Source organism: Sphingobacterium puteale (assembly GCF_003627955.1).
GTDB lineage: Bacteria > Bacteroidota > Bacteroidia > Sphingobacteriales > Sphingobacteriaceae > Sphingobacterium > Sphingobacterium puteale.
On record NZ_RBWS01000029.1, the window covers coordinates 13,318 to 39,440 of the forward strand.

Annotated in this window: 25 protein-coding genes; 8 read left to right on the forward strand and 17 right to left on the reverse strand. The window is 40.2% G+C overall.

The genetic code is table 11. The features are described 5' to 3' along the window. Positions 1-4: 4 nt before the first annotated feature. Genes D7322_RS26635 through D7322_RS26670 form a run of 8 tightly spaced genes read right to left on the reverse strand, consistent with a single transcriptional unit; the run spans position 5 to position 5,178 of the window. Positions 5-643: a vWA domain-containing protein gene (locus D7322_RS26635; RefSeq protein ID WP_121127214.1), complete on the reverse strand. Its 639-nt coding sequence runs from the start codon at positions 641-643 to the stop codon at positions 5-7. A gap of 2 nt (positions 644-645) precedes the next feature. Further along, positions 646-1,284: a vWA domain-containing protein gene (locus D7322_RS26640; RefSeq protein WP_075991485.1), complete on the reverse strand. Its 639-nt coding sequence runs from the start codon at positions 1,282-1,284 to the stop codon at positions 646-648. Between the two features lie 2 nt (positions 1,285-1,286). Then, on the reverse strand, positions 1,287-1,898 hold the full coding sequence (locus D7322_RS26645; RefSeq protein ID WP_075991484.1) for a TerD family protein: 612 nt from the start codon (positions 1,896-1,898) through the stop codon (positions 1,287-1,289). Between the two features lie 3 nt (positions 1,899-1,901). Further along, positions 1,902-2,456, reverse strand: coding sequence for a TerD family protein (locus D7322_RS26650; RefSeq protein ID WP_121127215.1), 555 nt, complete (start codon positions 2,454-2,456; stop codon positions 1,902-1,904). Continuing rightward, positions 2,390-3,265 carry a phosphoribosyltransferase family protein gene (locus D7322_RS26655; protein WP_121127216.1) on the reverse strand — a complete coding sequence of 292 codons (876 nt, stop codon included), beginning with the start codon at positions 3,263-3,265 and terminating at the stop codon, positions 2,390-2,392. The genes D7322_RS26650 and D7322_RS26655 overlap by 67 nt, the downstream gene beginning before the upstream one ends. 3 nt (positions 3,266-3,268) lie before the next feature. Further along, positions 3,269-3,931, reverse strand: coding sequence for an HAD family hydrolase (locus tag D7322_RS26660; RefSeq protein ID WP_121127217.1), 663 nt, complete (start codon positions 3,929-3,931; stop codon positions 3,269-3,271). 9 nt (positions 3,932-3,940) lie between these two features. Continuing rightward, positions 3,941-4,594, reverse strand: coding sequence for a stress protein (locus tag D7322_RS26665; protein WP_121127218.1), 654 nt, complete (start codon positions 4,592-4,594; stop codon positions 3,941-3,943). A gap of 8 nt (positions 4,595-4,602) precedes the next feature. Further along, positions 4,603-5,178, reverse strand: a complete 576-nt coding sequence (locus D7322_RS26670; protein ID WP_121127219.1) for a TerD family protein — start codon at positions 5,176-5,178, stop codon at positions 4,603-4,605. Positions 5,179-5,494: 316 nt separating this feature from the next. Here D7322_RS26670 and D7322_RS26675 point away from each other — a divergent pair, with 316 nt between their 5' ends. Continuing rightward, a complete protein-coding gene (locus D7322_RS26675) occupies positions 5,495-5,983 on the forward strand; it encodes a tetratricopeptide repeat protein (RefSeq protein ID WP_121127220.1) in 489 nt (162 codons plus the stop codon). A gap of 229 nt (positions 5,984-6,212) precedes the next feature. Here D7322_RS26675 and D7322_RS26680 read toward each other — a convergent pair whose 3' ends face one another. From D7322_RS26680 to D7322_RS28660, 3 genes are all read right to left on the reverse strand, one after another. After that, positions 6,213-6,878: a response regulator gene (locus D7322_RS26680; protein ID WP_121127221.1), complete on the reverse strand. Its 666-nt coding sequence runs from the start codon at positions 6,876-6,878 to the stop codon at positions 6,213-6,215. Positions 6,879-6,890: 12 nt separating this feature from the next. Then, positions 6,891-8,540 carry a tetratricopeptide repeat-containing sensor histidine kinase gene (locus D7322_RS26685; protein WP_121127222.1) on the reverse strand — a complete coding sequence of 550 codons (1,650 nt, stop codon included), beginning with the start codon at positions 8,538-8,540 and terminating at the stop codon, positions 6,891-6,893. Positions 8,541-8,680: 140 nt separating this feature from the next. Next, the gene (locus tag D7322_RS28660) at positions 8,681-8,833 is read right to left on the reverse strand and encodes a hypothetical protein (RefSeq protein ID WP_183078860.1); all 153 of its coding nucleotides are present in this window, start codon (positions 8,831-8,833) and stop codon (positions 8,681-8,683) included. A 417-nt stretch (positions 8,834-9,250) separates the two neighbouring features. On the opposite strand from D7322_RS28660, the gene D7322_RS26690 reads away from it, so the two are divergent. Then, positions 9,251-10,363: a hypothetical protein gene (locus tag D7322_RS26690; protein ID WP_121127223.1), complete on the forward strand. Its 1,113-nt coding sequence runs from the start codon at positions 9,251-9,253 to the stop codon at positions 10,361-10,363. 85 nt (positions 10,364-10,448) lie between these two features. Here D7322_RS26690 and D7322_RS26695 read toward each other — a convergent pair whose 3' ends face one another. Further along, on the reverse strand, positions 10,449-10,895 hold the full coding sequence (locus D7322_RS26695; protein ID WP_121127224.1) for a nuclear transport factor 2 family protein: 447 nt from the start codon (positions 10,893-10,895) through the stop codon (positions 10,449-10,451). A 238-nt stretch (positions 10,896-11,133) separates the two neighbouring features. Here D7322_RS26695 and D7322_RS26700 point away from each other — a divergent pair, with 238 nt between their 5' ends. Next, entirely contained in the window at positions 11,134-12,219 is a 1,086-nt protein-coding gene (locus D7322_RS26700; RefSeq protein ID WP_121127225.1) for a Fic family protein, read from the forward strand. 99 nt (positions 12,220-12,318) lie between these two features. Here the strand turns inward: D7322_RS26700 and D7322_RS26705 are convergent, their stop codons facing one another. The 5 genes from D7322_RS26705 to D7322_RS26725 all read right to left on the reverse strand — a co-directional run bounded on the left by D7322_RS26705 (position 12,319) and on the right by D7322_RS26725 (position 16,693). After that, entirely contained in the window at positions 12,319-12,756 is a 438-nt protein-coding gene (locus D7322_RS26705; RefSeq protein WP_147430554.1) for a hypothetical protein, read from the reverse strand. A gap of 152 nt (positions 12,757-12,908) precedes the next feature. After that, positions 12,909-14,120, reverse strand: coding sequence for a putative Ig domain-containing protein (locus D7322_RS26710; RefSeq protein WP_121127227.1), 1,212 nt, complete (start codon positions 14,118-14,120; stop codon positions 12,909-12,911). Positions 14,121-14,332: 212 nt separating this feature from the next. Continuing rightward, positions 14,333-14,449, reverse strand: coding sequence for a type I restriction-modification system subunit M N-terminal domain-containing protein (locus D7322_RS29335; protein ID WP_121127253.1), 117 nt, complete (start codon positions 14,447-14,449; stop codon positions 14,333-14,335). Positions 14,450-14,693: 244 nt separating this feature from the next. Beyond that, the gene (locus D7322_RS26720) at positions 14,694-15,614 is read right to left on the reverse strand and encodes a helix-turn-helix domain-containing protein (protein WP_121127228.1); all 921 of its coding nucleotides are present in this window, start codon (positions 15,612-15,614) and stop codon (positions 14,694-14,696) included. A gap of 92 nt (positions 15,615-15,706) precedes the next feature. Beyond that, complete coding sequence (locus tag D7322_RS26725) at positions 15,707-16,693, reverse strand: aldo/keto reductase (protein WP_121127229.1); 987 nt, start codon at positions 16,691-16,693, stop codon at positions 15,707-15,709. 479 nt (positions 16,694-17,172) lie between these two features. Here D7322_RS26725 and D7322_RS26730 point away from each other — a divergent pair, with 479 nt between their 5' ends. The 5 genes from D7322_RS26730 to D7322_RS26750 are packed head-to-tail and all read left to right on the forward strand — an operon-like array spanning position 17,173 to position 26,062. Beyond that, positions 17,173-20,382 carry a SusC/RagA family TonB-linked outer membrane protein gene (locus D7322_RS26730; protein ID WP_121127230.1) on the forward strand — a complete coding sequence of 1,070 codons (3,210 nt, stop codon included), beginning with the start codon at positions 17,173-17,175 and terminating at the stop codon, positions 20,380-20,382. Between the two features lie 37 nt (positions 20,383-20,419). Next, the gene (locus D7322_RS26735; protein ID WP_121127254.1) at positions 20,420-22,333 is read left to right on the forward strand and encodes a RagB/SusD family nutrient uptake outer membrane protein; all 1,914 of its coding nucleotides are present in this window, start codon (positions 20,420-20,422) and stop codon (positions 22,331-22,333) included. 33 nt (positions 22,334-22,366) lie between these two features. Continuing rightward, positions 22,367-23,563 (forward strand): DUF5000 domain-containing lipoprotein, encoded by a 1,197-nt coding sequence (locus D7322_RS26740; protein ID WP_121127231.1) that lies wholly within the window; start codon positions 22,367-22,369, stop codon positions 23,561-23,563. Positions 23,564-23,593: 30 nt separating this feature from the next. After that, positions 23,594-24,829 carry a DUF4998 domain-containing protein gene (locus tag D7322_RS26745; protein WP_121127232.1) on the forward strand — a complete coding sequence of 412 codons (1,236 nt, stop codon included), beginning with the start codon at positions 23,594-23,596 and terminating at the stop codon, positions 24,827-24,829. A gap of 9 nt (positions 24,830-24,838) precedes the next feature. Then, a complete protein-coding gene (locus D7322_RS26750; RefSeq protein ID WP_121127233.1) occupies positions 24,839-26,062 on the forward strand; it encodes a hypothetical protein in 1,224 nt (407 codons plus the stop codon). Positions 26,063-26,123: the final 61 nt, after the last annotated feature.

A 26,123-nucleotide genomic window follows, 5' to 3' on the forward strand; every position in this document is an offset into this window, starting at 1 on the left:
AGTTTTAAATGATAATATTCAATTCGTTCGGTGGAGGTGGAAGTGTCATAATTTCGCCAGTACCTTGAGATTTACTGCCCATTTCAATTGATGAACTCACCCATCGAAAGAAGGTTGTCAATGTATTACTATCGGTGGTATCCAATTTGACAACTTCATCCGTCAGCTCCTTTAAAAAAGAAACTTCGGCTTTAGGACCAGCTGCACAACCAACAATAATTCCAAAATCCATTGCTTTGATTTTGGGAATGCACATCCGATATTTCTGAATATCGGATGGCTTTCCATCGGTGAAAACAAAGAGCAAAGGCTTCCAGTCTCCCTTTCGTTCGGTCGATCCCTTGACCAGTTCATTGTCTATCATTTTAAGCAGCATTTCGAGTGCCTCTCCTGTATGAGTGGGGCCACTTTCGGGGCAATGTATTTCTACTGGCTGAAAGCTTGCCAAGTCGGTCAAAGGAACTAGATTATGAACTTCACGATCAAAGGTAATGACACTGATATGCAAGGAATCCATCGCCTGTGGATCCGTACGGAGCATATTAATGAGCCCATTAAAGCCATTATTCAATGCTTGTATGGGCTCACCACGCATAGATCCTGAGGTGTCGAGCAGAAAGTAGGCTAATAATCGTCTGTTCATAACTAAGCTACTATAACTAACTCCGATGGCGGTGGTGGTAGCTGATCCAATCCAGTTACCTCTTTGCCTGATTCCTCAACTTTGGTCGACGTAGTGGATATGGAAGCCGTTACCCATTGAAAGAATTTTGAGATGCTTTCTGAATCTGCACTGTCAAGACGTACTACAGAATTAGTAATTTGTCTTAAAATAGCATCATCAGCCCCCTGTCCTGCTGCACAACCGACAATCAACCCTTTATTAACAGCCTTTAGTTTGCTATACCCTTGCTGCCAATTATCCGTCGGGATACCGTCGGTCATAACGAAAATCAGTGGCTTCCAGTCACCTTTCTGTTCCAGTGTGGTCGTGGTTACCTCTGTTTCCAGTTTATCAGCAAGTAAGGCCAAGGCTGCTCCCAAGGAAGTCACACCAGAGGCTTTAATATCAACCATCTGGAAGGATGCCAAATCGGTCAAGGGTACAATCTGCCTAGCGTCAGAGTCAAAAGTGATAATACTGACAAAAGCGGTCTCGATCGCTTGAGGATTTTGACGTAGGGAATGCATCATCATCTGTACACCGTTTTTAACGGCTTCAATTGGTTCTCCGGTCATTGAGCCAGAAGTATCCAATAATAGATATACGGGAAGTCTTCTCATGGCTATAAAAATTTTTGCTGAACGGTTTTAATAGTCTCTTCCAACTTACGGTCTTTAGTTGGTTCTCCAATGGCATTAAATTTCCATTCACCATTGCGTTTATAAAATACGCCCAATACCATGGAGACGTGCCCAGAAAAGCCCTCACCTTTAGCAATATTGTAGGTCGCAAATACTTCATTGACCCGGGAAGGTGTACCCTCATAAATCCGGATAGAGGCAAAAGGAATAGTCCCGAAATCATGTCCACGATAACTGTTGAGCACAAACGCGACATGAGTTACTTGACTATTAAGCTTAGAAAAATCAACCGTAATGATTTCATTATCCAAGCCATCATCGCCATCCATGTCTCCCGTCAAATCGTCGCCACTGTGACTAATGGCTCCATCTCTAGATCGTAAACTCCCGAAGTACACAACATCAACATTATTTTTAGCTTCATCGAAAAGAATACAACTGGCGTCTAGATCTACCGCTTCTTTCTCTGTTCCGCCGAGCCAATTTTTCCTTTCAATAGCTCCCCAGTTCACACCTACACAAACATTTTGCAATACTGTACCATTACCCTTTTGAAGGTTGATACGTTGCCCTTTTTGAAGATTAATTCCCATTTCTTAATTGTATTTCTTTAAATAATCTTCCAACCCACCTTTCATGCCCATACCCACAGCTTCAAATTTCCACTCACCATTCCGTTTATAAATACGGCCAAACTCGACAGCAGTCTCTATGGAGAAATCCTCTTCCAATTCGTATTTCAATAGTTCCTCATTGGAAACAGTGTCGAGAATACGCATAAAGGAATTGCGTACTTGCCCAAAGTTCTGACCTCGCGATATTGCATCGTGAATGGTAATGACGATGCATATTTCTGTCGCTGTATCTTCGATCTTCGCTAGATCTACGATGATTTGTTCGTCGTCTCCATCCCCATCTCCCGTAAGATTGTCACCAGTATGAACTACTGCCTCATTTGGAGATTTTAGGTTGTTGTAAAAAATAAAATGTTGATCTGAAAGGATCTTTTTGTCTTCTCCAAGAATAAATACCGAAGCGTCCAAGTCAAAGGCGCTTCCTGTGGAAGAACTATTGGTGTCCCACCCTAGGCCGATTGTAAATTTGGGTGCATTGATGTTCTCTCTTTGCCCTTTTTGTAAATTGATTGCCATGATTTATGTTGTTTTAGTTTTATAATATTCTGTTGGTAATGCACTATAGTATGGTAGTTATTGCTAATTGCTAGATCGAACAATTCACAGCTTTTTTCTACCGGGATTTGATTGACGACCTGGAAAAAATCTACTTCATTTAACAAGAGTAAATATTTAACCAAGCGTGTATTGAAGTGAAAACTACTACTGTTAATAATCCGTACAAGGTCGCCCGGTGATTTGACATCAAAGTAATTGTACTTATTCTCAATATTGGGATGGATAGACTGGTTGACGAGCTCAGCATAATAGACAAAGAAAAAAGTCCCCTGCACGTTATGATCTTTTAGTATTTTTTCAACTGTCAGTTCGTGGCTTCCAGTGATTTTGATATCATCTAAAAAAATACAGAACCTATCTGCTATAAAATCCCGATCCAAATGATAGGTATCGTTTGCAATAAGTTTCAAGCGTTGTTCAGAGTCCATATTTCCATAGTCCTCCACATAAGTCTGTTTGCGATGGATCTTACTTTCTTTGCATGCGGCCTTGCCATGCTGAAACAAAAATCTATTTAACTCCCGTTTGAAATAGGAACATAAAAAATTGGATGCTGTCGGAATGGAGTTATATGGACTAGGCAGTAAAATAATCTCTTCTTGTTCGAGAATCAAATTCTTATGCTTTGCCAAAAAACCCATGCACAGTTCTTTTGCAAACTTCTCGGCATAAATCGTCTCTCCAAACTTAAAGCGACTGTATTCCATTTCTGAAAAAGGACATACATGCTGATGTTCAACATGATGTAAGCTATATCTGTACATCATAATTTATTGGATTAATATTGCGTTAAAACCATAATTGATAGCGCCATGATAATCTGCTTTTTGATTATCACCTATATGGACAATATCTTTTTTCTTGATCGTTCGCTGTTGTCTTATTTTTTGGAAAACAAGTTCAAAAGCTGTATTATTTGGCTTGGAAACCCCTATTTCATCTGAATAAAGTTGAAAAGAGAAGAAATCCGATAGCTCATAATATTCGAGTACCCGACGTAACACGGTACCGTCTAGAAATGCAGTATTGCTTAAAAGACTTAGGGTCTTCCCCTTGGAAACTATTGTTTCGAATACGCTTTTCTGATTATCATTCAAGAGAACAGGCTTATATTCCCAAAAAAGAATATCGACTTCCCTCGTGAATTCCGTCAAACGCTCTTTGAGATCTGTATCGAGATCAACCCCTAATTCACTTAAAATCAAACAGTAGATAAACTCACGATCTATATGTTTTCCTGTTATCTCACTGATCTGATTACTCAAAATATCGTAATGCCGGACGACTTTACCTATATCCCCGATCTTTTTATCGACGCAAAAGAAATCCCGTAGCAACATATTTCTCTTTTGTTTGAAATGAGGATTTGATTTGATGAGTGTAAGCCATAGATCAAAAGAATAGTGTTCAAATAATGACGTATCAATAACCATAATGATTTCCTATTTTGATCCGGCCGTCCATTGCATTCCCCATCGGTAAGCCTTGTCACAGTCTCCATGCGAATTATGGAAAGTCACCAGCTTTCTGACAGTGATTGAATTTTGAGAAAAGAGTATTTCAGCAATCGCACAGAATTTGCTGTGACTGGATTGTGCTCCCATCTGTACTTCTATTTCCGCATTACCAGGGACCTTTACAGTGACAACACCATTTGTTTCTTGCCAACGTGCTGCCCCTTCGTAAATGAAACAGTAGATAACCATCCGTTTCAGGTCCTTGAGTCCAGCCGGATTTACAATGATATTTTCGCCGGAACCAGAGCTGCTCCCTCTATCATCACCAGTATGCCATATCCAGGGTTCAGCCACATAACGTCCTTGCCGGGTCAAACGATCCTTGGTCCCTCCCTTGCCACCGGAAAACTGAAGACCATCGATAACAGTTTTCTCTCCGTTATTCAACTCATAGAAACATCCCAGATCCAGGTCGATATCCTTACTGAATAAACTTCCAAATATTCCCTTTTTTGTTCCTTTTGACCAATTCAAATTGATATTGATCTCCTGTGTAATTGGATTACCTTTTTTTGATAAGTCAATAAAATGCGAGTCACCTTTCTTTTCAAGGGTGATTTTCTCTAGGTTAATAGCCATAATTTATATTATTTTATAATTTGTCCTTTATAATATTTTGACAGGAAGAAGGCTAGATCTTCTTTATAGCCCATACCAGAAGCTTCAAATTTCCAGCTATCATTGCGACGATAAAGACGCCCGAACTCAACGGCAGTTTCAAGAGAAAAATCTTCTCCTAATTCGTATTTCGCAACTTCTTGTCCATTGCTATCATCTACGATTCGTATGTAGGAATTTCTTACCTGTCCATAGTTCTGTCTACGAGCAATCGCATCATGGATAGTAACGACAAAGGATATTTCCATAATGGCGGAATCGACCTTTGATAAATCAACTTGAATACTTTCATCATCTCCATCGGCACTATTTCCACCGGTTGGATCATCGCCTGTATGATGAAGTGCGCCATCTGGGGAATCTGTGTTTCCATAAAAAATAAAGAAAGGTTCAGCTGGTATCTGTTTGAATTGATCAATCATAAATGCGGATGCATCTAAGTCGAAATCACTCCCTGTTCCTTCATTAGGATCCCACCCCAATCCTATGGTAATCTTTGTAAGTCCAACTTCAATCCGTTGTCCTTTTTGTAGGTTAATAGCCATATTTATCAGTTAATAAAAAGCTTTATATATTGAGCCTAATACACCATTCAAGTTTTATTCAACTTTTGACAAGAATGTCTGCCAAACTCTACTTCTACCTTTCGACTTGTCAGGTTATCATCTCCTTGTGAACAAAACTAGTCTGTTTTAGAGAGCATATTTTACGGGAAACCGTAGACCTTAAAAAAATATGTGAGAAATAAAAATTTAGACAATACATGGGATGCAACCACTTAAAGAAGAAAAGGAAGTCTATTTTATGATTTCATTCAGTATATTTAATACCACATGACAACTGAAATTAGATTCTGATAAAATGAGTGCAAATGTTCCAATCGTTCGACAAGTATCCTGGCCAGCAGTCGCGATTATCATCTTCATATGGATAATATTCTTAGCCATCTTTGGATTTTTCATTCCAAAGCATGGGATTTTTATCGGTGCTGTTCTCTTTGCCCTGTTATCAATTGTATTGCAGCAGACAATACCGATAAGCCATAAAAAAGGGATGAAAGCGATAAAACAAAAAGATTTTAAAACGGCTACAGAACACTTTAAGCAAAGTGTTGATTTCTTTACAAAAAACAAGTGGATCGACAAATACCGTGCAGTGATATTATTAAGTGCTTCAAAAATGTGCTATCGGGAAATGGCACTCTGTAATATTGCATTTTGTTATTCACAGACAATGGAGGCCGAAAAAGCAAAGGCACTTTATGAACAGATTCTAAAAGAATATCCAGATAACGGGATTGCTTATTATGGCCTAAATTCAATCAATACATTTTCGAATAAGGCTGATTAAACATATTTAAGCGTTAGACTTGGATTCATCTGGAGTCTAAAACCTCAAACGACAATAAATAAGAAAGGCTATCCTCTGATAGCCTTTTCTCTTCATAAAACTTGTTAATATATAGCAATTAGTATCTTGAATGTATAAAATACTTTAGTCTACAAACCTGTAACTGCCTGTCTTCATAAAATTAATGTCTTAAAACGGTCCTTTCATACGGTTTCCCGTAAAAATAGATTTATATCAATTCCATCTCCTTGCAATAAGCGACCAACTGCTCATTTTTGGTGAAACCCAATATATCTTTCATCAGATTGAGCCGTTTCTCGATGCTACTTAGACTGGATGGTTTGATGTCTCTTTGCTGCAGATATTGGGGCATGTCTTTTTGAGCAATCCCCTCATATAATAGCTTAATGATGTGCAAATCCAATTGGGTAAACTCATGTGAATTTTGCTCCTGGATAATTTTTTTTGTATTCGGAGACTGATAGATCCTATTCTGATAAACGGCTTGGATCGCTTCGCGAAGATGCTGTCCACCACGGCGAGCTTTGATAACATGGCCATCGATCTGACTGGACTTAAACATTTCATTGATCGCAATTGATCTATCCTTACCAGTGAAGATAATGGTTTTGATATCTGGCTGTATATCTTTAACAGCTTTGATCAAAGCTAGACCGTCCTTGATCTCCTGGAAATTACCGTCATCCTCAAATTCGATATCCGTAATGAGCAAATCATAAGGTTCGCCATCACGGATGGCATTTTTGATCCAGGTGAGCGCATGGTCGCAATAATAAACATACTTTGGATTGTGCACACCAAGATCGCGAAGTGTTATTTGCACCGCAACATTTTCTGTATCATGGTCTTCGGCAATGAGTACTTTTTTAAACATACATATTATCTTTTATACTAGTGGGATATTGGTCGTAACGCTGAGTCCTTTTCCCAGTTCACTGACAAAGATAATTTCACCGCCGAGGCTTTCAATACGGGAAACCGTATTGGACAGACCTTTTCCTTGAGTTTTTTCCTGTGGCATGCCAATGCCGTTATCTTTATACACGATTTTCAGTTGCTGTCCTGATGTTTCGAACCGTATCACGACCTGATCGGCCTGGCTATGTTTTTTCATATTGACCATCAATTCCTGAAGCACATGCTTGATCTCGTCTTTGACTCGCTTGTTGACGTTAGTCCACAGCTTAGTCTCGTTTCCGGCAATGAATACACGACGGTGGTCAGCAGCGAATGATTTGAGCAATTCGGCAATCTGTTCACTATAGGGAATTTCGGTAATGGTCTTCTGTTCGACATCATGTGAAATATCACGTGACTGATTGTACATATGCTCCAGTTTATCGAGCATTCCTTCCCGATCGATATCCTCTTTATATTCGATTTCGGTCATCACGCGATAGATACCATTGGCCACAACATCATGTATCTTCTTAGAAAGGTGAAGTTGGGTTTCTTTGACCTTATTCTCTGCTTCTAGTTCAAGCCGTTGCTTGCGGCGCTTGTACCATAGGGTACCACCTCCCACTGCCAACAAGAGTAAAAAGATGCTTGCACCTGTAATGGCACGTTGACGGATAAGCCTATTTTGCTTTTCTGTATTTTCTTTTTCTAACCGTAGATTTTCGGCTTTGTTTTTTTCGACTTCATAGCGGATCAGGGCGAATTGATTTTTGGCCGCGGCGCGGGCAAGTTGGATGCTGTCAGAGAGATGCTGGTAAGTTTTAAAATAATTTTTTGCTAATCCTGACGGGGTCAGTTCAATAAGCCTTGCCATTGCATTCACCTCGTTATCGGCACGTTTAATTTTTTTCGAAACTTCATACATCTTGTTCGCATAGTGTAAAGCCAAAGCTGGGCTTTTGTCTTCATAATAATCGCTTAGATGTGCATAGCTCGCATTAAGACCAACCAGATCTTTTTCCCGATCTCTAATTGATAAAGCTTTTAACAACTCTCTTTCGGCATTATAGTTTTTATTTTCCAACCACTTTGTGCGAGCCAAGTTTGATAGTATAAGCGCAAAGCGTTTAGAACTAGAATTATTCTTTCTGAGAAGAGTTTCATATAGTTGAATTGCTTTGCTATAGTCCCGAAGGTTTTGATAGCAAATAGCTATATTATTTTGATAGATAAATGTATTAACAGAATCAGTGGAAAATTTGAGCGCTAGTTCGTAAAAAGATAACGCAGGTTTATACTGATTAAGAGCAGCACTGGCAACACCTAAATTATTGTAATTTGTACTGAGGTAAATATGATGCTTAGTGTCATGAGGGGTCATATATGAAACTGCCTGAAGAGCCGTCTCCTGGGCACCAAAATAATCGCTTTGATCTTTTAGTGTAATTGCCATATTAACAAGACATTTCGCTACCCCAAGACTGTCTTTATTATCCAAGAATACCTGTCTTGCTTTATCAAAAAAGAAAAAGGAGCTATCAGCTTTACCTTCATCAATGTACAAATAGGCTTTATCAAAGTCTGGATTGTTCACCTTACTTCCCTTAATCTTGTCGTGACCGGTGCAAGAAAGCATAAAAATGCTAATACAGTATAAATATAGATATTTCAAATCTGGCTAATTTCTTTCTAATATATTGACAATTTTGAGGTAATAAAATAATAAATAAAAAAAGGTAGCCGTTGGCTACCTTTTAATTATAAAATGCTATTTTTTTATCCTTTTGGAGGACGAGGTGTTTCAGTTTCTCCCGGAATGTCTCCATAAGGTGTCACTGTAGTTTGACCATTTTGATGACCTTGATTACCTTGTTGTCCATTGGATGGTTGACCGATTCCGAATAGAAAATATAATATTAAACTCCACATAACTCAAAAAATTTAAAAGTCAAAAACTTGGTAGGTCCGCGTGCTCCGTGCACGGGATTGCTACATTGTTTTCAGAAGGCCTTCTGAATTTTTTGGGAAGTAAGAGTGTCACTCGCGGGAGGCAGAAGCTGCTTCCCAAACCGGCTAATGACTACCGCGAGATCTTCTCATTGTGAAATCAGTTTAGTATCTTAGTCTTATAATTTTAATTGATCTATCATCTGACTTCGAGAACAAAGTTATGGCCGTTAAAAACCTTTTTATCAAACATTTCCAGCACTTCATGACATTTCATAATGTTTCAAAAGTCTACAACGGTTTTCCAATATTTTCCAAATGGTCAAGATGATTTTTAAGATGTTTTTGAATACGGTTTCCCGTATTTTCCATTAATGAATAGATGTTAATTTTGGAATCATGTTTGAGTATTTTCAAAAGGCTGTAAGAGACGGCTACCTAGATTTAAAGGAGAATAGAAAGCTTGATTTTTCCCGCGAATGGCCTTCGACGGGAGATCTTAAGAATTGGTCTATACAATGTTTCGAGAAAGGATTATCACCTGAGGATGAAGTCGTATTCACCGATTTTTTCAGAGAAAAAGATGAAAAGAAACAGCAAAAGTTACTTGGTAAGTCGTTAAAAGAAATAGTGAAAGTTTCGGAAACGGATAAATTCAGGGCATTAAGAAACTTTATAATTGGTGACACAAAACGCAGCCCTGAACGAGATGTCGTAAAGTTTCTCGCTATACTGATCAATTTTCAGCCTCGTCCTTATGACTTTAATTATTGGAATTCATTACAGTCGGATACAACGATTTCCTGCAAACATAGCTTACATCGAAACAAAGAATCAGATGATCATAATTGTAATAATGAAAATTGTTCGGATGACAACAAAGATGCTATTTCAAATGATCTAACGAATCCGGAAGAGGTTCCGAATGCTATAGTAGCTAAGAAAAATGATAGCAATCATTCCTCAGCTATATGTGAAGAGGAAAATAAAGTAGAAATAGAAGAAGTATTTCTAACGAAAAATAATCCCACAGCTGTTTCAGAAGTATTGGAGAAAGGAGAAAAGCTCAGGGTTCGAACAGAAAAAAAGCCTTTTATCCAAAAAAATAAATACACCCTAAGATTCGCCGGAATTGCTTCGCTGATAGTTGCCATTTTTTTTGCAGTGCACTATTTAACGCCAGAGGATTGCATGTGTTGGAACGGAGAAAGATATATCGAGGTTGACTGTCAAGATAAAACCCAACGCTATCGAGTGATCGGATTGGATCAAGAGAAACTCGAGCACTTCCGTAAAATCACCAGACCCGATACGCTAGGAATAAAAGATATGGGGACTATTTGGTACTCAAAAATTGACAACGAAATCGAATTTTTCACAGCTCCAGGCTACCACCCCATCCAAACAATGCGCTCACTGAAAGCAACCACAAAACATATTTTTGAAACCTATGCCGGCCAAAGGACAGAGAATAATCAAAATAAGCAATATGGGATTATGCAAAAACAGTAATACTCCACTAAAATATTCGAGCATAAAAAAAACCACATCTCCCGACGTGGCTTCACAACATTTATATATTTATTTGAGATGGCTCTTATTTGTATGAATTGATCGATTTGGAAACTTTCCAGTCATTGCCCACACGCTCCAAGGTCACTAGATCAGTTTTGGTGAAGTTTTCAAATTTCAAGGTTATTTTAGCTACCATATAGTCTGCCGATTCCTCGACGATATCGGTGCTTACTGTACAGTTCAACTTCTCTCCTTTTTGCTTTTTCAATAGTTCAACTACGGCACTACGGCTGTTAGACTGCGCATTGGTAGATTGGATCTTTTGGTTGAAATCTTTGGCAAACAATTGCTCTACTCCTGCTGATTCGCCTTCGGTAGTGACCGCAACGTAGTGATCCAGTGCCAAGTCTGCTGTAGAAAGGTTAACGTTTGCTTTTGCTGATTTGGAACCTGGTCCTTCTGCTGCCATAGCGAATGTGGATACTGCGATTAAGGCTGCTGCTGCGAATGTTTTTACTAGCGTTTTCATAATGTCTTTATTTTATTGTGTTAGTTCTGTTGTTCTTATTTGTTGACTCAAAACTACAACACAATAGGCCCCTAGCCTACGGGCTTTAGATCAACACATAGGAAAACTCGGTGAATGGCGGAAATGGGGAGGTAAAGTAAAATAAGAGCATTTTTTACACCTGAACAAAAAACAAGAGTAATTTTTTACTATTTTTACACTCGTAACACACACAGAAGTAAAATTTACACTCGAAGAAATGAATAAATTTGACCGAAAATATCCCTATAACGATTTACCATTATTGCCACCAACCAAGGATATCGAAACAAAAAAAATTCTGCGGAAAACTATTTCTGCTGGTCGTGTGCTGGCCCAATTAAATGGTACTTTATTAAATTTACCAAATCCGACGCTATTTCTTGATACAATTTACTTACAAGAAGCAAAAGCAAGTTCGGAAGTTGAAAATATCATTACAACAAATGATGAATTATACAGATCATTTGTTGCTGACAAGAAAATTGAAAATTTATCAACAAAAGAAGTTTTAAGTTATAAAAAAGCACTATGGCTAGGTCTTGAAGAACTCAAAGCTAAACCTTTGATTACTACAAACCTTTGCATTAAAATAGTTCAATGTATTAAACAAAATAATGCATCCATTCGAGTTACACCAGGAACAATGCTAAGCAACAATCGAGGTGAAATTATCTACACACCACCAAGTGGAGAAACAATTATTAGAGAGAAACTCGCTAATTTAGAAAAATTCATCAATGAAGAAAGCAACATTGATCCATTGATCAAAATGGCGTTATTACATTACCAGTTTGAAGCAATCCACCCTTTTGTAGATGGAAATGGTAGAACTGGAAGAATTCTACTTTTGCTCTACTTAAAACTTTCCGGACTATTAGAAGTTCCAGCAATTTATCTAAGCGAATACATCATTCAGAATAAAAATGATTATTATACCAAACTCAGGGGAGTAACAGAAAATGAAAATTGGGAAGATTACATCTTATATATGTTAGATATGATCGAACAAACAGCATCAAAAGGTCTCAAACGATTATATCTAATCACACAAGCGATAGAGGAAATGAGTACTAACATCAAAACGAAACTTCCTAAAATATATTCAAAAGATTTAGTTGAGATATTATTTAGACTACCTTATACAAAACGTCAAAATTTGATTGACGACAATTTAGGAAATGCGAAAACTGTTGGAAATTATCTAATCGCATTGGAGCAGAATGGAATTCTTGAATCCGTAAAAGTCGGAAAGGAAAAACTGTACTTAAATCAAAAACTGTTGAAAATTCTTGAAAATCAATAAACTGTAAAAGCCACATCTCCCGACATGGCCTTAATAAACATATGATTCACTAGTGATCTGACGTTATACTGATCTTGGCAGATCACTAGTTATTAAATACTACTTATACGAATTGATTGATTTGGATACTTTCCAGTCATTTCCCACACGTTCCAAGGTAACCAGATCAGTCTTGGTGAAGTTTTCAAATTTCAACGTCACTTTAGCGACCATATAGTCTGCCGACTCTTCGATGATATCGGTGGCCACTTTACAGTCCAGCTTCTCTCCTTTTTGCTTTTTAAAGAATTTAACAACCGCGCTACGTCCATTGGCAGCTTCATTAGCCTTCTGGCTGAAATCTTCAGCAAACAGCTGCTCCACGCCTGCCGATTCGCCTGCAGTTGTGACCGCAACATAGTGGTCAAGTGCAAAGTCTGCTGTGGAAAGGTTAACGTTTGCTTTTGCTGCTTTTGAACCTGGTCCTTCAGCGGCCATAGCGAATGTTGATACTGCGATTAAAGCTGTTGCTGCGAATGTTTTTACTAGAGTTTTCATAATGTCTTTATTTTATAGTGTTAGTTTATCTGTCTTATTTGTTGACTCAAAACTACGACACAATACTCCCCTAGCCTATGGGCTTTAGACTAACGGACAGGAAAACTCGGTGAATGGTGGGAATGAGGAGGTGAAAAGACACATAGCAATCATTATTTTTTTACTGTTATAATAAGCTTATGATCGGTCTTATTTGAATATTGGTCGCTGGCTGAAAAAGTCAGCTCAAAATTACCCTCGATAGTTGGTAGCCCAGATAATTTCATTTGCTCTCTATCAAAATAAAGCCAGTGAAATTGGTTTTGGTTAATACAGTATGTTAATTGATCATGGTCTATATCTTTAAAATAATCTTTAGGGACAGATATCTCGAATCTTTGCCTTATCCGAATTGTTGTGTCGGAAAGTGCATTGTAAACAAACGGCTTAAACAGTTTTGAAGTATTGACCCAATAGATATCTGATTCGTTTATTCCATTTTCCCCGATTTGCAGTCGCGTAAAAAACAGAAACTTATTATCAGCACTTACAAATGGTCGTCTGTCCCAATCTTTTGAGTTTATTGTCGAATCAATTCGCTGAGGTTCAACCCAGCGATTGTTGCTATCACGATAACTGATATATAAATCCACCCCGTTTTCATCGTCTGTATATCTACAAAAAATGATGTAGTCCTCCTTTGGCGAAATAAATACGCTTTCCTCATCATTCGAAGAGACAAATTCAGGAATAATATCCACTTGTGGATAGTCATTATCCCTTAACTTCGAATAGAATAAATCGGCAGTATGACAATTTTCCTTACCTGCACAGTTTCTGTTAGATGAAAAATAGATTGTACCGTCAGATGTCATACATGCGTTGGCTTCCCTACTTGTCGAATTTACCGGAGCTTCTATCATTTTTGGAGTCCCCCACTCATCACCTACCTTCTCAATTAACCAAATATCTGTATTAACGTTATCATTCGCCCCTTTACTTTGAGTAAAAATCAAGGATTTACCATTAGGTGAAAAATAGGGTAGATAAGCACATGTACTTTTTAATGGTTCAAAAGCCACCGGTTCAGTCCATTTTTTATTCATCTCTTTAGAATAAAATATTTTCCCACTGAAGTCATCCTTGTTGAGTATTCCAAATGCTAATTCCCTTGTATCGGGTGTAAATGAAATACCATGCTCTAACCGGCCCTTCACCGAAATGGTGCCCGGGGCAAAAACAACGGGGATAGAATCAGGATAGGTTTGTCCAAAATAATCAGTCGATTCAGTAGATTTACACCCAATCAATAAGAGAACGAGAATCAGCGAATGGATTATATTAGTTATTTGTTTCAATATATCAGTATCTTCTTTTATACTCATTTATTCGAAAATTTTTGATCTCGATAATTCATCGAGATTGTAATATCTCACTTCACGCATCTGCATTTTATCTTCGATTGCGCCGTGCTGAGTGGTATGTCTGTATTTCCGACATACCACTTCTTCCTCGAGTTTCCCTTCATCGAAGACATACTTAATATACTCGCTAACAGCAGATTTAACACTTCTTCAAGTGCCGCATCTTTTGTCGTTTACCGCAAAGAATCAATACAGCGTAATACCACAAAGAGCAAAATAATATCACGATACTTACCACGGACATATACGTCGCGAAGGCAATCATCGGCAATGAACCAAATAAAATTAATTTATTATGAGATTCGATGGACTTATGAGCGATACGTTGAGCAATGGCCGACGGTTCCGGTGTTTCAACATGATGGACAAACTGTTACCTGTTTGACATCCTGGATGAAGTTAGGGAAGTGACCTGACAATGGATGGATGACTATAAGCAAAATGTTTGTGTCCGAGTTGAATGCAGAATATACCTCCCTCTTTCATTCAGGTTTCTTATAGGTATTGGGCTATAAATACAAAATAAATCAACTCTTAATTAAAGCTTGCCCTAAATTCCAAAGGAGTTTGATTGGTTTTGGATTTGAATAATCTATTGAACGATTGCGCCTGTTCAAATCCCAACTGGTAGGCGATTTCAGAAACGGAAAGTACTGTGGAGCTGAGCATGGTTTTAGCAACCTCGATCAGCTTACTTTGGATATGGCTTTGGGCACTTTTACCTGTTGATGTTCTCAAAAGATCACTTAAATAATTGGGTGACATATGCACAGCCTCGGCAAAATATTTCACGTTGGGCAGACCCTTTTGCAAATGAAGCTCCTCATGAAAGTATGCATCCAATAATTCTTCAAACTGAACCACAATAGGTCGCTGATGGGTTTTTCGGGTAATGAATTGCCGGTCGTAAAAACGTTTGCCGTAAACCAGCAACAGATCCAGAAAACTCACGATGGCTTCCTGACTATAACTGTCTATTTTACTCTTGTATTCGGTTTCAATACCTTTGGCAATAGCGTTGCACTGGGCTTTTTCTTCGTCCGAGAGAAACAGGGCTTCATTGACTTTGTAATCAAAAAAATCATAGCGTTGTATCTTTTTGTCTAAAGGAAAAGTACGCAGAAAATCGGGATGAAAATTGATGGTAAAACCATCTTTCACTATAGCAGCATTAGGGTCTACCTTGATAGTTTGTCCGGGTTTGAAAAAGGACATTGCTCCCTGCGTAAAATCAAAATGATGCGGACCATATTGTAAAATACAATCTGCACCTGATTTGACGCTGATGTTGTACAAATTGGAATGGATGTAGCATGTCTCTTTTGGATGGGAATACGTAATTTTCGAAAAATCAATGATACTAAATAAAGGATGCATCGGTTTTTCAATGCCCATCATCTCGTGATAGGACGCTACGGAGTCGATATGTATATGTATTTCGTTGGATTGAGCCATTATTTTACGATAAAATATATTATATAAATTTAGTGATTTATATAACAAAAGAGCTTCCCGGTTGTGAAGAAGCTCTTTTGCAACCTGCTTATTTACTCAGGAAAATCAAACGAACGATTACCTGTGTCTGCATGAGCAGGAAGTATTTCTTCAATTTTTTGCAATTCAACTTCCGTAAATCGAATGTTTGTAGCCTCTATATTCTGCTCTACATATTTCACTCGTTTCGTTCCAGGAATAGGCGTAATGCCTTTTTGAATGAGCCAGGCAATCGCTAACTGTGAAGTACTGTATCCTTTTTCATCTGCCATTTTTTCCAATTCTTTTACTAATTCAATGTTTTTGTAAAATTGTTCTCCTTGAAAACGCGGTATTTGTCTACGGAAATCATCTGCTGCCATATCCTCCGGAGATTTCAATTCACCCGTTAAAAAACCTCTGCCTAATGGTGAATAGGCTACTAATCCGATGCCTAATTCGTTAACTGTGTCCAATACGCCATTGGTTTCCACATCACGACTGAATAGCGAAACTTCATTTTGAACTGCCGTGATAGGAGCCTCAGCATGTGCACGTCTGATCAAATCTGCATCGATCTCAGAGACACCAATATATTTGATTTTTCCTGCTTGCACCAATTCTGCCATTGCTCCAATTGTTTCTTCGATCGGCACCTTCGGATCTGGACGGTGCAGATAATACAAATCAATAACATCTGTGTTCAGATTTTTGAGCGAACGATCAATGGATTTTCTAATGTAGTCCGGACTGGCATTTAATTTCCAGGTCATCTGCCCATTATCATCTATCTCATACCCGAATTTTGTGGCAACGATGTATCGATCTCGGTTTCCGGAAATAGCTTTTGCGATCAGTTGTTCATTAAAATGTGGGCCGTACAGATCGGCCGTGTCGAGAAAATTTCCGCCCAATTCGAGCGAACGATGGATTGTTGCAATGGATTCTTTTTCATCTGCTTTTCCGTACACATCGGCACCTGCTAAGCTGGTCATACCCATACAGCCTAATCCTACTAAAGGTATTTCAAGTCCTAGACTGCCTAATTTTTTTGTTTGCATAACTTATAAATTTTTATAGTTCAAAGGTAGAAACCAAGGAATCAAGCCGATGATCCGAATTACGGATATGTGTAGCTGAATTGAAGGTGTATTACGATCTGGCTTCTAAACTAAACTTAAACACATAATTTATTAGTGGCTTGACTTTTATTACTGGCAAACCACCAGATGTAAAATCCTATTTATACGAATTGATCGATTTGGATACTCTCCATTCATTTCCCACACGCTCCAAGGTAACTAAATCTGTTTTGGTAAAGTCGGCACCAAGACGTTATTGATAAAAAATCAGGGTGATATATTCGGCCAAAGTAAGGGAGATATTCGTATAGGGTACACTAGGCTATACGCGCAAAACCGACCATTTACTATTGACCATTTCACCCCCTTTTTTTGCTGTAAATCCCCTCGAATTATCCAATTCATTGTAACGATAATTGTATTCAACATAACTCAATTTATAACCAAAATTCTTATTAATGAAAAGATGGAAGAAGATTAAATCTCGTCTAGGAATTTTTATATTTCTAATGACGGCAACTTGTTGTGCAGCTATGGCGCAACAGGTTCGTGTACAAGGAAAAGTCTCCTCGGAAAATGACGGTACAGCGGTATCGGGCGTCACAGTAAGTGTCTTGGGGGGCACTACGCGCGTATCGACGGATGGAAATGGAAAATATGTACTCAATACCAACAAAACCGCAACTTTAGTATTTAGTAGTGTCGGCTATGCACGTCAGGAAATTTCCCTGACCGGAAAAAAACCAGATGCCGACAATACCATTACCTTAGACATCCAAATTAAACTCAACGAAAATGTTATCGAAGATGTCGTTGTTACGGGGTTTGGTCAACGCGAAAAAAGAGCTTCTGTGGTGGGCTCCGTAACCACGATTAATCCGAAAGAATTAAAAGGACCGACGAGCAACCTAACCACTATGCTTGCTGGAAGGGTTGCCGGTATGATTGCCTTTCAACGCAGTGGTGAACCTGGATCTGATAATGCAAATTTCTTTATTCGTGGACTTGGAAGTTTTGGTACCGGAAAACAGGACCCATTGATTCTCATCGATAACATCGAATCTTCACCGACCGATATGGCCCGCTTACAGCCCGATGATATTGCGAGCTTTTCGGTCCTTCGTGATGCCAATGCGGCCGCCATGTATGGTGCCCGGGGTGCAAACGGCGTCGTCCTGATCACCACAAAACTGGGGAAAGAAGGTGCTACAAAATTTGAATTCCGTACGGAAAGTAATGTCTCTACCAATACCCGCAATTTTAAATTTGCAGACAACATCCGCTACATGGAAATGGCCAACGAGGCGTACCTGACAAGGCCCGCTGATGCGGCCAGTGGACAGGGGCTCCCGTATTGGCAGACCAAAATTGACCATACAAGAGCCGGAGACAATCCGCTGCTCTACCCGAATAATAATTGGATTGACCAGCTTATAAAAGACTATACCATAAACCAGCGCAATAACCTAAATATCAGCGGCGGTGGAGCAAAAGCAAAGTACTACCTATCCGGCACATATAACATCGACAATGGTATTTTGAAGATGAACGGAATCAACAATTTCAATAACAATATCAAGTTAAAAAATTACTCCGTCCGTTCAAATGTTGATATCAACTTTACCCCTACAACGACGGGTATCGTACGTGTATATGCCCAGTTTGACGATTACAATGGACCGATCGGCAGCACAGACGAAAATGGAAGCCGTATCAATGGTGGAGCTGCAACCTTCAGACGCGCCATCTGGTCGAATCCTGTCATGTTCCCGGCGATCTATCCGTCTTCGTATATGCCTTACATGAATCACCCTTTATTTGGTAATGCACTAAATAGGAATGGTGGTTTATTTGTAAACCCTTACGCCGAAATGGTACGTGGCTATCAAGAATTTAATACCTCGACGATCATGCCTCAGATTCAGATTAACCAAAATCTGAATGCATTGATCCCAGGGCTGAGCCTTACGGCAATGACTTATCTTAAACGTTATGCTTACTTTGAAGTAAGCCGCAAATATAATCCTTTCTATTACACGGCATCGGCTGATGCTTCCGGCGATCTAAGCCTCCGGGTCATGAACGACGGCTCACTGGGATCGATTGGAACTGTTGGTACCGAATACCTCGATTATTCAGAGTCTGCAAAAGAAGTGAATTCGATGTTTTATGCGCATGCGATTGCCAGCTATAATCATGCTTTTGGTAAGCATAATGTAGGGGCCACAGTGATCGGTTTAGTTCAGAATTCATTGAGTGGGAATGCCGGAAACTTGCAATTGTCGCTGCCTTCACGCAATATCGGTCTTTCTGGTCGCTTTTCGTACAATTTTGATGACCGTTATATTGCCGAGTTCAACTTTGGTTACAATGGTTCGGAACGCTTTGCCAAAAATCGCCGCTTAGGTTTTTTCCCTTCTTTTGGACTTAGCTACAATATATCCAATGAATTATTTTTCGAACCTGTCAAAGATGTCATTTCAAAACTAAAAATCCGTGCTACACATGGTTTTGCTGGGAACGATCAAATCGGCCGTTCGCAAGATCGCTTTTTCTATTTATCTGATGTCGACATGAATGCCTTTCAGATTGGATTTGGTGAGCTTTCGGGATATACCAGACCAACCATCGCCATACGTCGTTATGCCAATGAGGATATCACATGGGAGCGATCGCGCCAGACAAACTTAGGACTCGAACTCGGTCTTTTTAAAGACCTCGAGCTAAATGTAGATGTATACAAACAGGTCCGGAGCAATATTCTTACCGGCCGATCATATATACCGAGTACAATGGGACTTCGCGCCGCTATTGTCGCCAATACGAATAAAGCCGAAAGTAAAGGGGTAGATGTGACGCTAAATTATAACAAAAACTTTGGCGACAGCTGGTACATTCAGGGACGTGGAACGATGACTTATGCCGTGAGCAAGAAACTGATTGTGGATGAACCCGCTTACAAAGAAGCCAGTCGCTATACAGTAGGTACTTCGGCGTCCCAAGAGTTTGGTTACATCGCTGAACGACTTTTTGTGGACGATCAGGAGGTACTGAATTCTCCGGTTCAATTCGGAAAACCGGGCTTAGATTATCTGGGTGGTGACATCAAATACCGTGACGTAAATGGCGATGGACAGATCACAGATTTAGACCGCGTCGCGATCGGATACCCTACCACGCCAGAAATGATCTATGGCTTTGGCGGTACAGTGGGTGGAAAAGGTTTAGACTTCAGCTTTTACTTTCAGGGATCTGCACGCTCTTCCTTTTTCATTAATCCCGAAAATATTTCGCCCTTCTATTTAAATGGTGGTTCGCAAAACGGCCTTCTACAGGTCATTGCCGATAGTTATTGGAGTGAAGAAAATCGAAATCTGTACGCCTTTTGGCCTCGTCTAAGTGAAAATATTATTGCGAATAATAACCAAAGAAGTACCTGGTGGATGCGTAGTGGCGCCTTCCTCCGATTGAAAACAGTGGAAGTAGGCTACACGTTTAAGGAAAGTTTGATGAAACGCCTCAAAGCAAAAAACCTTCGGATATACGCCAATGGAATGAATTTATTTGCCTTAAGCTCCTTTAAAATGTGGGATGTCGAGATGGGTGGAAAAGGAATAGGCTATCCGATTCAGGCCGTATATAACATGGGCTTACAACTGAGCTTTTAATGTGAACTACAATTAAGAAATCATGAAAAATAAAAATATGAAAAAGACAGCAACCTATATCGCATGCCTTTTGTTTAGTGCTTTTGGAGTTTCTGCCTGTAAAGATTATATAGATGTCGTTCCGGACAACGTGGCAACAATTGACAACGCCTTTTCCTTACGAAATGAAGCTGAGAAATTTCTCTTCACCTGCTACTCGTGGTTACCAAATAATTCGGATGCACAAAGCAATATTGGATTTCTTGCCGGCGATGAGGTATGGCTACCTGTTGCCCAGCGGGAAATCTATCCGGCAAATAACTGGCGTATCGCCCGCGGCGGACAAAATGTCAATCAACCACTTGTAGACTCCTGGAGAAGCGGTTTATGGATCGCTATCCGAGACTGCAATATCTTTTTAGAAAATGTTTCTGATCTGTCCAAGGTACCTGATCTCTCAATCGATGATCGCTCGCGATGGATTGGAGAAGTATTGTTTCTAAAAGCTTATTACCACTATTTGTTATTCCGCCAATATGGACCAATCCCCGTTGTCGAAAAAAATATATCTCTTGACGCAGATCAGTCTGCTGTACGGGTAGAACAGCGTCCCGTCGATGAGGTGGTCAATTATATCGTTTCTTTGCTGGATTCTGCTGCACAGAAATCTGTTCCTTTAATTATCCCCAATAAGGCTGCGGAACTTGGACGGGTGACCAAACCCATCATCCAGGCTGTAAAGGCTGAGGTATTGCTGACTGCTGCAAGTCCCCTATTCAACGGAAATACAGATTATCAGTCCATGCGCAATAGCAAAGGCGAACAGCTCTTCAATCCAACTTATGAGGCCGCAAAATGGACAAAGGCCGCGGAGGCTGCAAAAGCGGCAATTGAATCTGCCGATGCTGCGGGCATCCGCTTCTTCCCTTTCAATAAGGCCGAATATGGACAGTTTAAAATGAGCGATGCAACCGCACAGGTGCTGGGCATCAACCTGGGCTTCAATGAGCGTTGGTCTGCTGAACACATCTGGGCAAATCCCAATTACCAGGCATGGAATATACAGCGGGATGCGATGCCCCTCTTAACCCCGGAAGCGGTGGTCGGTACGGCAAGACAACATCTCAGCGCACCGCTGAAAATTGCAGAAATGTTTTACACAAAAAATGGTGTCCCCATCAATGAGGATAAAACCCTCGATTTTAATGACAAGTCGAGCCTACGCACGGCTACCGCTGCAGATCGGTATTATATCAAAGAAGGATATACTACAGCGCGTCTAAACTTTGACCGCGAGCCACGCTTTTATGCTGACTTGGGTTTTGACGGTGGCATCTGGTTCAAATTTGATACCAAAAGCCTATCGGATGAGGATACGTATTATGTGCAGGCGAAGCTAAATCAGCCTGCTGGTGCCAATAATCATGGGTGGATCAATGAAACTGGATACTTCCTTAAAAAATTAGTGAATTGGGAGCAGGCTTTCAGTAGCAATGGTGTCAGTTATAAATCCTACCCTTGGCCAGATATGCGCCTAAGCGATATTTATCTGATGTATGCTGAGGCGTTGAATGAAGCCAATGGTCCTTCTGCTGATGTTTACGCGTATTTAGACCGCATACGCGAACGTGCTGGAATCCCCGGTGTCCTAACGTCTTGGAACCAGTATTCGTCAAACCCAGACAAGCCTACGACCAAAGAAGGTCTTCGCGAAATTATCCAACATGAACGAATGATCGAATTGGCCTTTGAAGGAAAACGCTATTGGGATCTAAGACGCTGGAAACTGGCCGTTAAATATTTCAATCAGAACATTACCGGATGGAGCGTGAATCAGGAAATCAGTGCTGATTATTACCAGATAAGAACATTGTTTCAGCAGACATTTGTGGCGCCTAGAGATTATTTCTGGCCAATTGCCCAAGGTGAATTAACCGTAAATCCTTCGTTGACACAAAATTTAGGCTGGTAGTCCTTTCAATTTTATCCTTAAAGTCATAAAGAAATGAACATAAACAGAAAATTGATACAGACCATATTTTTGTTCTGCATCTTATTCCAAAACTGTAAAGAAGAAATTCAAGTCGCTCCTGTTGTCAACAGTACTGCGCCGGGGCAGGTCAGTAATGTGAAAGTAGAAAACCTGGCCGGGGCGGCACGTATTACCTATACCTTACCAAAAGATCAGGATCTATTGTATGTCAAAGCCGTCTATCAATTAAGGTCAGGTAAAGAGATGGAGGTGAAATCCTCCTACTATAACAACACGCTTCTCGTGGAAGGTTTTGCTGATACAAATCCGCATTCGATCAAGCTCTATGCCGTAAATAGAAGTGAAATCAGTTCGGCGCCTATCGAAGTCTCCGTAACACCTTTAGAAAATCCCATCTGGAATACCTTTCGGAGTCTGGAGGCCATTCCAGCTTTTGGGGGCATTCGGATCACTGCCGAAAACGAGACGGAAAAAAATCTCACCGTGATGGTGATGGTCGATTCGTTGGGTGAATGGGTACCTTCTGTAGACAACATCTATACTTCCGCTAAACAGATTTCACGTACAATCCGTGGATTTGCACCAAATCCCAAACAGTTTGCCATCACGGTCAGAGACAAGTACATGAATTTTACCGATACGCTTGTGACGACTTTGACCCCGCTGTTTGAACAGGCACTTCCAAAATCGAGGTATACTGCAGTTACATTACCCACGGATTCTAAACAACAATATTCTTCTACGGGACTATCCAAGATGTGGGACGGAGACAATTGGAACTGGCCCAATATATCATTGACTGACGTCACTGTAAATGGCCCACAATGGGTAACATTTGATACAGGTGTACTGGCCAAAATGAGTCGGATAGTAATCTGGGACTATCCCGAATATACAAACGATGGGCGTATGTATTATTACGGCGGTAATGTGCGATTTTTTGAAGTATGGGGTTCCGATAACCCGCCTTCGGACGGGAGCTGGAACAACTGGACGCGCTTAGGTACCTTCGAAAGCAAAAAGCCTTCTGGACTACCCATGGGGCAACAAACGGATGAGGATTATCAACTTGCCAATTCGGGTTTAAGCTTTGACTTTGATATCAGTGCACCAAAGGTCCGCTATCTACGCATCAAAACCATTAAAAATTGGCAGGGATCGTCCTTTATGTCCATCGCCGAATTACAGGTTTATGGCGATCCACGTTAATACAACTTGTTTATTATCAATTAGACTATTATGAAAGTAGCACATATTAAAACATTCTTTATCATGTCTTTGCTTAGCATGGCCATGCTTTCTTTCCTTTGCTGTTCAAAAAGTGATGATTATAAAAAGTACCTGGAAGGCGGCGAAATTTCCTACACCGGAAAAATTGATTCCGTAAAGGTCTTCTCGGGTAAAGAGCGCGTCTATATCACTGGATTATTTATGGCCGACCCCAAGGTAGATCGTCTCAAAATATACTGGGATAATCGACAAGATTCGACTGAGGTAAAAATCAATCGTACGGCTGGCGTAGATACCTTAAAAATTTCACTGAAAATAAGTGAAGGAGTACATAATTTTGAACTTATTACCTACGACGCCCAAGGCAATAAGTCGCTAAGCGTTTTTAAAACTGGCGTATCTTATGGCGAACGGTTCAGCTCGGGACTTATCAACAGACCAATGTATGCTGTTGACTATTTTGCTGGCGATCAAAAAACCACCGTCAATTGGGGGGGAATTGATCTGACAAGTGGTGCTCAGTTTACAGAAGTGGAGTACACCAATACATCAGGGAAATTGATTATTCAAAGAGACTCCATTAAACTTGGCAAAAGCATTTTAGCAGACTTTATGCCTGGCAAACCACTGCGCTACCGTACATTATTTGTTCCGGATTCCTTAAGTATAGATACATTCTACACGAACTATTCAGCAAATATATCGCCCAAGGAGGTTTACCTAAAAAATATGAACTTTCCTTTCGAGACTTCTGCCATGGGCGGCGATCGCTGGGGTACTCCGGCGGTGTGGCTTGTCAATGATGCGGCAAAGAACTTCAAGACAGCAGACGGAAAATATTATGGCGGAATTGAGATTCGGGATAAAAAAGCCTGTTTATCTTTGGAAGCAGGTTGGTGGCAATGGGCCTCACCTTCCCCCAACTTAGCGCCAATTGTAAATGGTAAGATTTATCAAACGACCAACCTACAGCCCGGAAAATATCGTTTTACAGTCTCAAAGATTGACAAAGGCAGCGCCGGTGTCGTTCACCTCATCGCCGCCAAAGGCAATGCCTTGCCCGATCAATCAGCCTTGAATACAGCCTTAGGCTTTCAAACCCTATCTGGAAGCAGTGCAATATTCGAATTTACCGTAACAGAAGCGGGACCTGTAACCTTGGGTTTTCTCGGAAACATGAATGGAACCGCTTCAGACGGCTCTTATTTTAAAGTCTCTGGCAATATGATCTTTGAAAAATTATAACCAAAATAGATGAATAGATTAGTTTATTACGCCTTTTTTACAGCCTGCACTTTAGCAGGCTGTAAAAAGGCTACTTCCGAAAGCAGTATGGTAACGCCTACAGAAAAAACAGATGACATCGCACTTGCTGAGCTGGGTAAATTAGCCTTTTCCAATATCACGACTACAGGTGCTATGATAACAGGAAAAGTGCTAAACAAAGGTGGTGCCCTTGTTACCAGTCGTGGCATCTGCTGGAACAAAGACCCGAATCCGACAATCGACAATAATCCGATGGAAGCAACTTCCAGTAAAGGTTCTGGTGAATTTACTGTGGCACTAACAGCCCTTGCCCCCTCACAAACATACTACATTAGACCTTACGCCAAAAATAAGGGCGGAATTGCTTATGGCGAACAACAGGTATTGACCACTGCCGATATACAATCGGTTACCTTTGGCTCTAATCCGATCTTTATTGTGGGATCATCAATTGCTTATTATGACGTCAATATTATCAGCAGTGGTGGTGGCGCTGTGACTGAACGAGGGATATGCTGGGGCCTACAGGAAAAACCGACGGTCACTGATCATAAGGTTATGAATGGCGCAACAGGCACAGGCAAATTTCGAATCGGCATGCTCAATCTTACCCCAAGTACAAATTATCATTTACGTGCTTATGCGATCAATGAAACAGGTGTAAGCTACGGACCCGACATTTCCTTCCATACAATCGCCAAGGGCAAAGTAACCTATACATTCAATAAAGTCGACAATCCAACAGCGCAACAACTTGCTGCATACCAACGATTGCAAGTGGCCCTGGACAGTGCCGTCTGGTATGCCAATAATTATACTTCGGCCACCAAACATGTTTACCTCAACTACGACCCCGGGGTTCCGACAGCCGACGCGAATAACGAGGGCTGGATGCGATTTGGTGCCAGCGAGGGCTACCAAAATATCCGTACCATGTTGCATGAGATGAACCATACCCTCGGTACCGGGACGACAAGCTGGTGGTCACAAGCGATTATCAATGGCAAATATAGTCTGGCAAATGCCAACAATATGTTAAAAATGATCAACTCAGACGAATCAGCGGTTATAAATGGCGATAGCATGCACTGGTGGCCCTATGGTTTAAATCAAAATTCAGAAGTCAGTTCAAGCTGGGATTACGTATACAATTGCCTGATCATAGAAGCTATGCGGAAAGACGGCATGACCAGTCACAGTGGCGCCTACTAGTACCTAACTAGCCTTCAAAAAAGAGAAGAGAAACTGGAGTATGTTAAATAGCTGCCGTTTT

What these genes read in the sequence shown, in the direction of transcription:
- D7322_RS26705 (WP_147430554.1), bottom strand. Translation starts at nt 12,756, where the DNA reads ATGAAAACTCTAGTAAAAACATTCGCAGCAACAGCTTTAATCGCAGTA.
- D7322_RS26665 (WP_121127218.1), bottom strand. Translation starts at nt 4,594, where the DNA reads ATGGCTATTAACCTAGAGAAAATCACCCTTGAAAAGAAAGGTGACTCG.
- D7322_RS26690 (WP_121127223.1), top strand. Translation starts at nt 9,251, where the DNA reads ATGTTTGAGTATTTTCAAAAGGCTGTAAGAGACGGCTACCTAGATTTA.
- D7322_RS26720 (WP_121127228.1), bottom strand. Translation starts at nt 15,614, where the DNA reads ATGGCTCAATCCAACGAAATACATATACATATCGACTCCGTAGCGTCC.
- D7322_RS26745 (WP_121127232.1), top strand. Translation starts at nt 23,594, where the DNA reads ATGAAAGTAGCACATATTAAAACATTCTTTATCATGTCTTTGCTTAGC.
- D7322_RS26655 (WP_121127216.1), bottom strand. Translation starts at nt 3,265, where the DNA reads ATGATGTACAGATATAGCTTACATCATGTTGAACATCAGCATGTATGT.
- D7322_RS26660 (WP_121127217.1), bottom strand. Translation starts at nt 3,931, where the DNA reads ATGGTTATTGATACGTCATTATTTGAACACTATTCTTTTGATCTATGG.
- D7322_RS26710 (WP_121127227.1), bottom strand. Translation starts at nt 14,120, where the DNA reads ATGAGTATAAAAGAAGATACTGATATATTGAAACAAATAACTAATATA.
- D7322_RS28660 (WP_183078860.1), bottom strand. Translation starts at nt 8,833, where the DNA reads ATGTGGAGTTTAATATTATATTTTCTATTCGGAATCGGTCAACCATCC.
- D7322_RS26735 (WP_121127254.1), top strand. Translation starts at nt 20,420, where the DNA reads ATGAAAAAGACAGCAACCTATATCGCATGCCTTTTGTTTAGTGCTTTT.
- D7322_RS26750 (WP_121127233.1), top strand. Translation starts at nt 24,839, where the DNA reads ATGAATAGATTAGTTTATTACGCCTTTTTTACAGCCTGCACTTTAGCA.
- D7322_RS26645 (WP_075991484.1), bottom strand. Translation starts at nt 1,898, where the DNA reads ATGGGAATTAATCTTCAAAAAGGGCAACGTATCAACCTTCAAAAGGGT.
- D7322_RS26695 (WP_121127224.1), bottom strand. Translation starts at nt 10,895, where the DNA reads ATGAAAACGCTAGTAAAAACATTCGCAGCAGCAGCCTTAATCGCAGTA.
- D7322_RS26640 (WP_075991485.1), bottom strand. Translation starts at nt 1,284, where the DNA reads ATGAGAAGACTTCCCGTATATCTATTATTGGATACTTCTGGCTCAATG.
- D7322_RS26740 (WP_121127231.1), top strand. Translation starts at nt 22,367, where the DNA reads ATGAACATAAACAGAAAATTGATACAGACCATATTTTTGTTCTGCATC.
- D7322_RS26730 (WP_121127230.1), top strand. Translation starts at nt 17,173, where the DNA reads ATGAAAAGATGGAAGAAGATTAAATCTCGTCTAGGAATTTTTATATTT.
- D7322_RS26725 (WP_121127229.1), bottom strand. Translation starts at nt 16,693, where the DNA reads ATGCAAACAAAAAAATTAGGCAGTCTAGGACTTGAAATACCTTTAGTA.
- D7322_RS26700 (WP_121127225.1), top strand. Translation starts at nt 11,134, where the DNA reads ATGAATAAATTTGACCGAAAATATCCCTATAACGATTTACCATTATTG.
- D7322_RS26685 (WP_121127222.1), bottom strand. Translation starts at nt 8,540, where the DNA reads ATGCTTTCTTGCACCGGTCACGACAAGATTAAGGGAAGTAAGGTGAAC.
- D7322_RS26680 (WP_121127221.1), bottom strand. Translation starts at nt 6,878, where the DNA reads ATGTTTAAAAAAGTACTCATTGCCGAAGACCATGATACAGAAAATGTT.
- D7322_RS26635 (WP_121127214.1), bottom strand. Translation starts at nt 643, where the DNA reads ATGAACAGACGATTATTAGCCTACTTTCTGCTCGACACCTCAGGATCT.
- D7322_RS26650 (WP_121127215.1), bottom strand. Translation starts at nt 2,456, where the DNA reads ATGGCAATCAATTTACAAAAAGGGCAAAGAGAGAACATCAATGCACCC.
- D7322_RS26670 (WP_121127219.1), bottom strand. Translation starts at nt 5,178, where the DNA reads ATGGCTATTAACCTACAAAAAGGACAACGGATTGAAGTTGGACTTACA.
- D7322_RS26675 (WP_121127220.1), top strand. Translation starts at nt 5,495, where the DNA reads ATGAGTGCAAATGTTCCAATCGTTCGACAAGTATCCTGGCCAGCAGTC.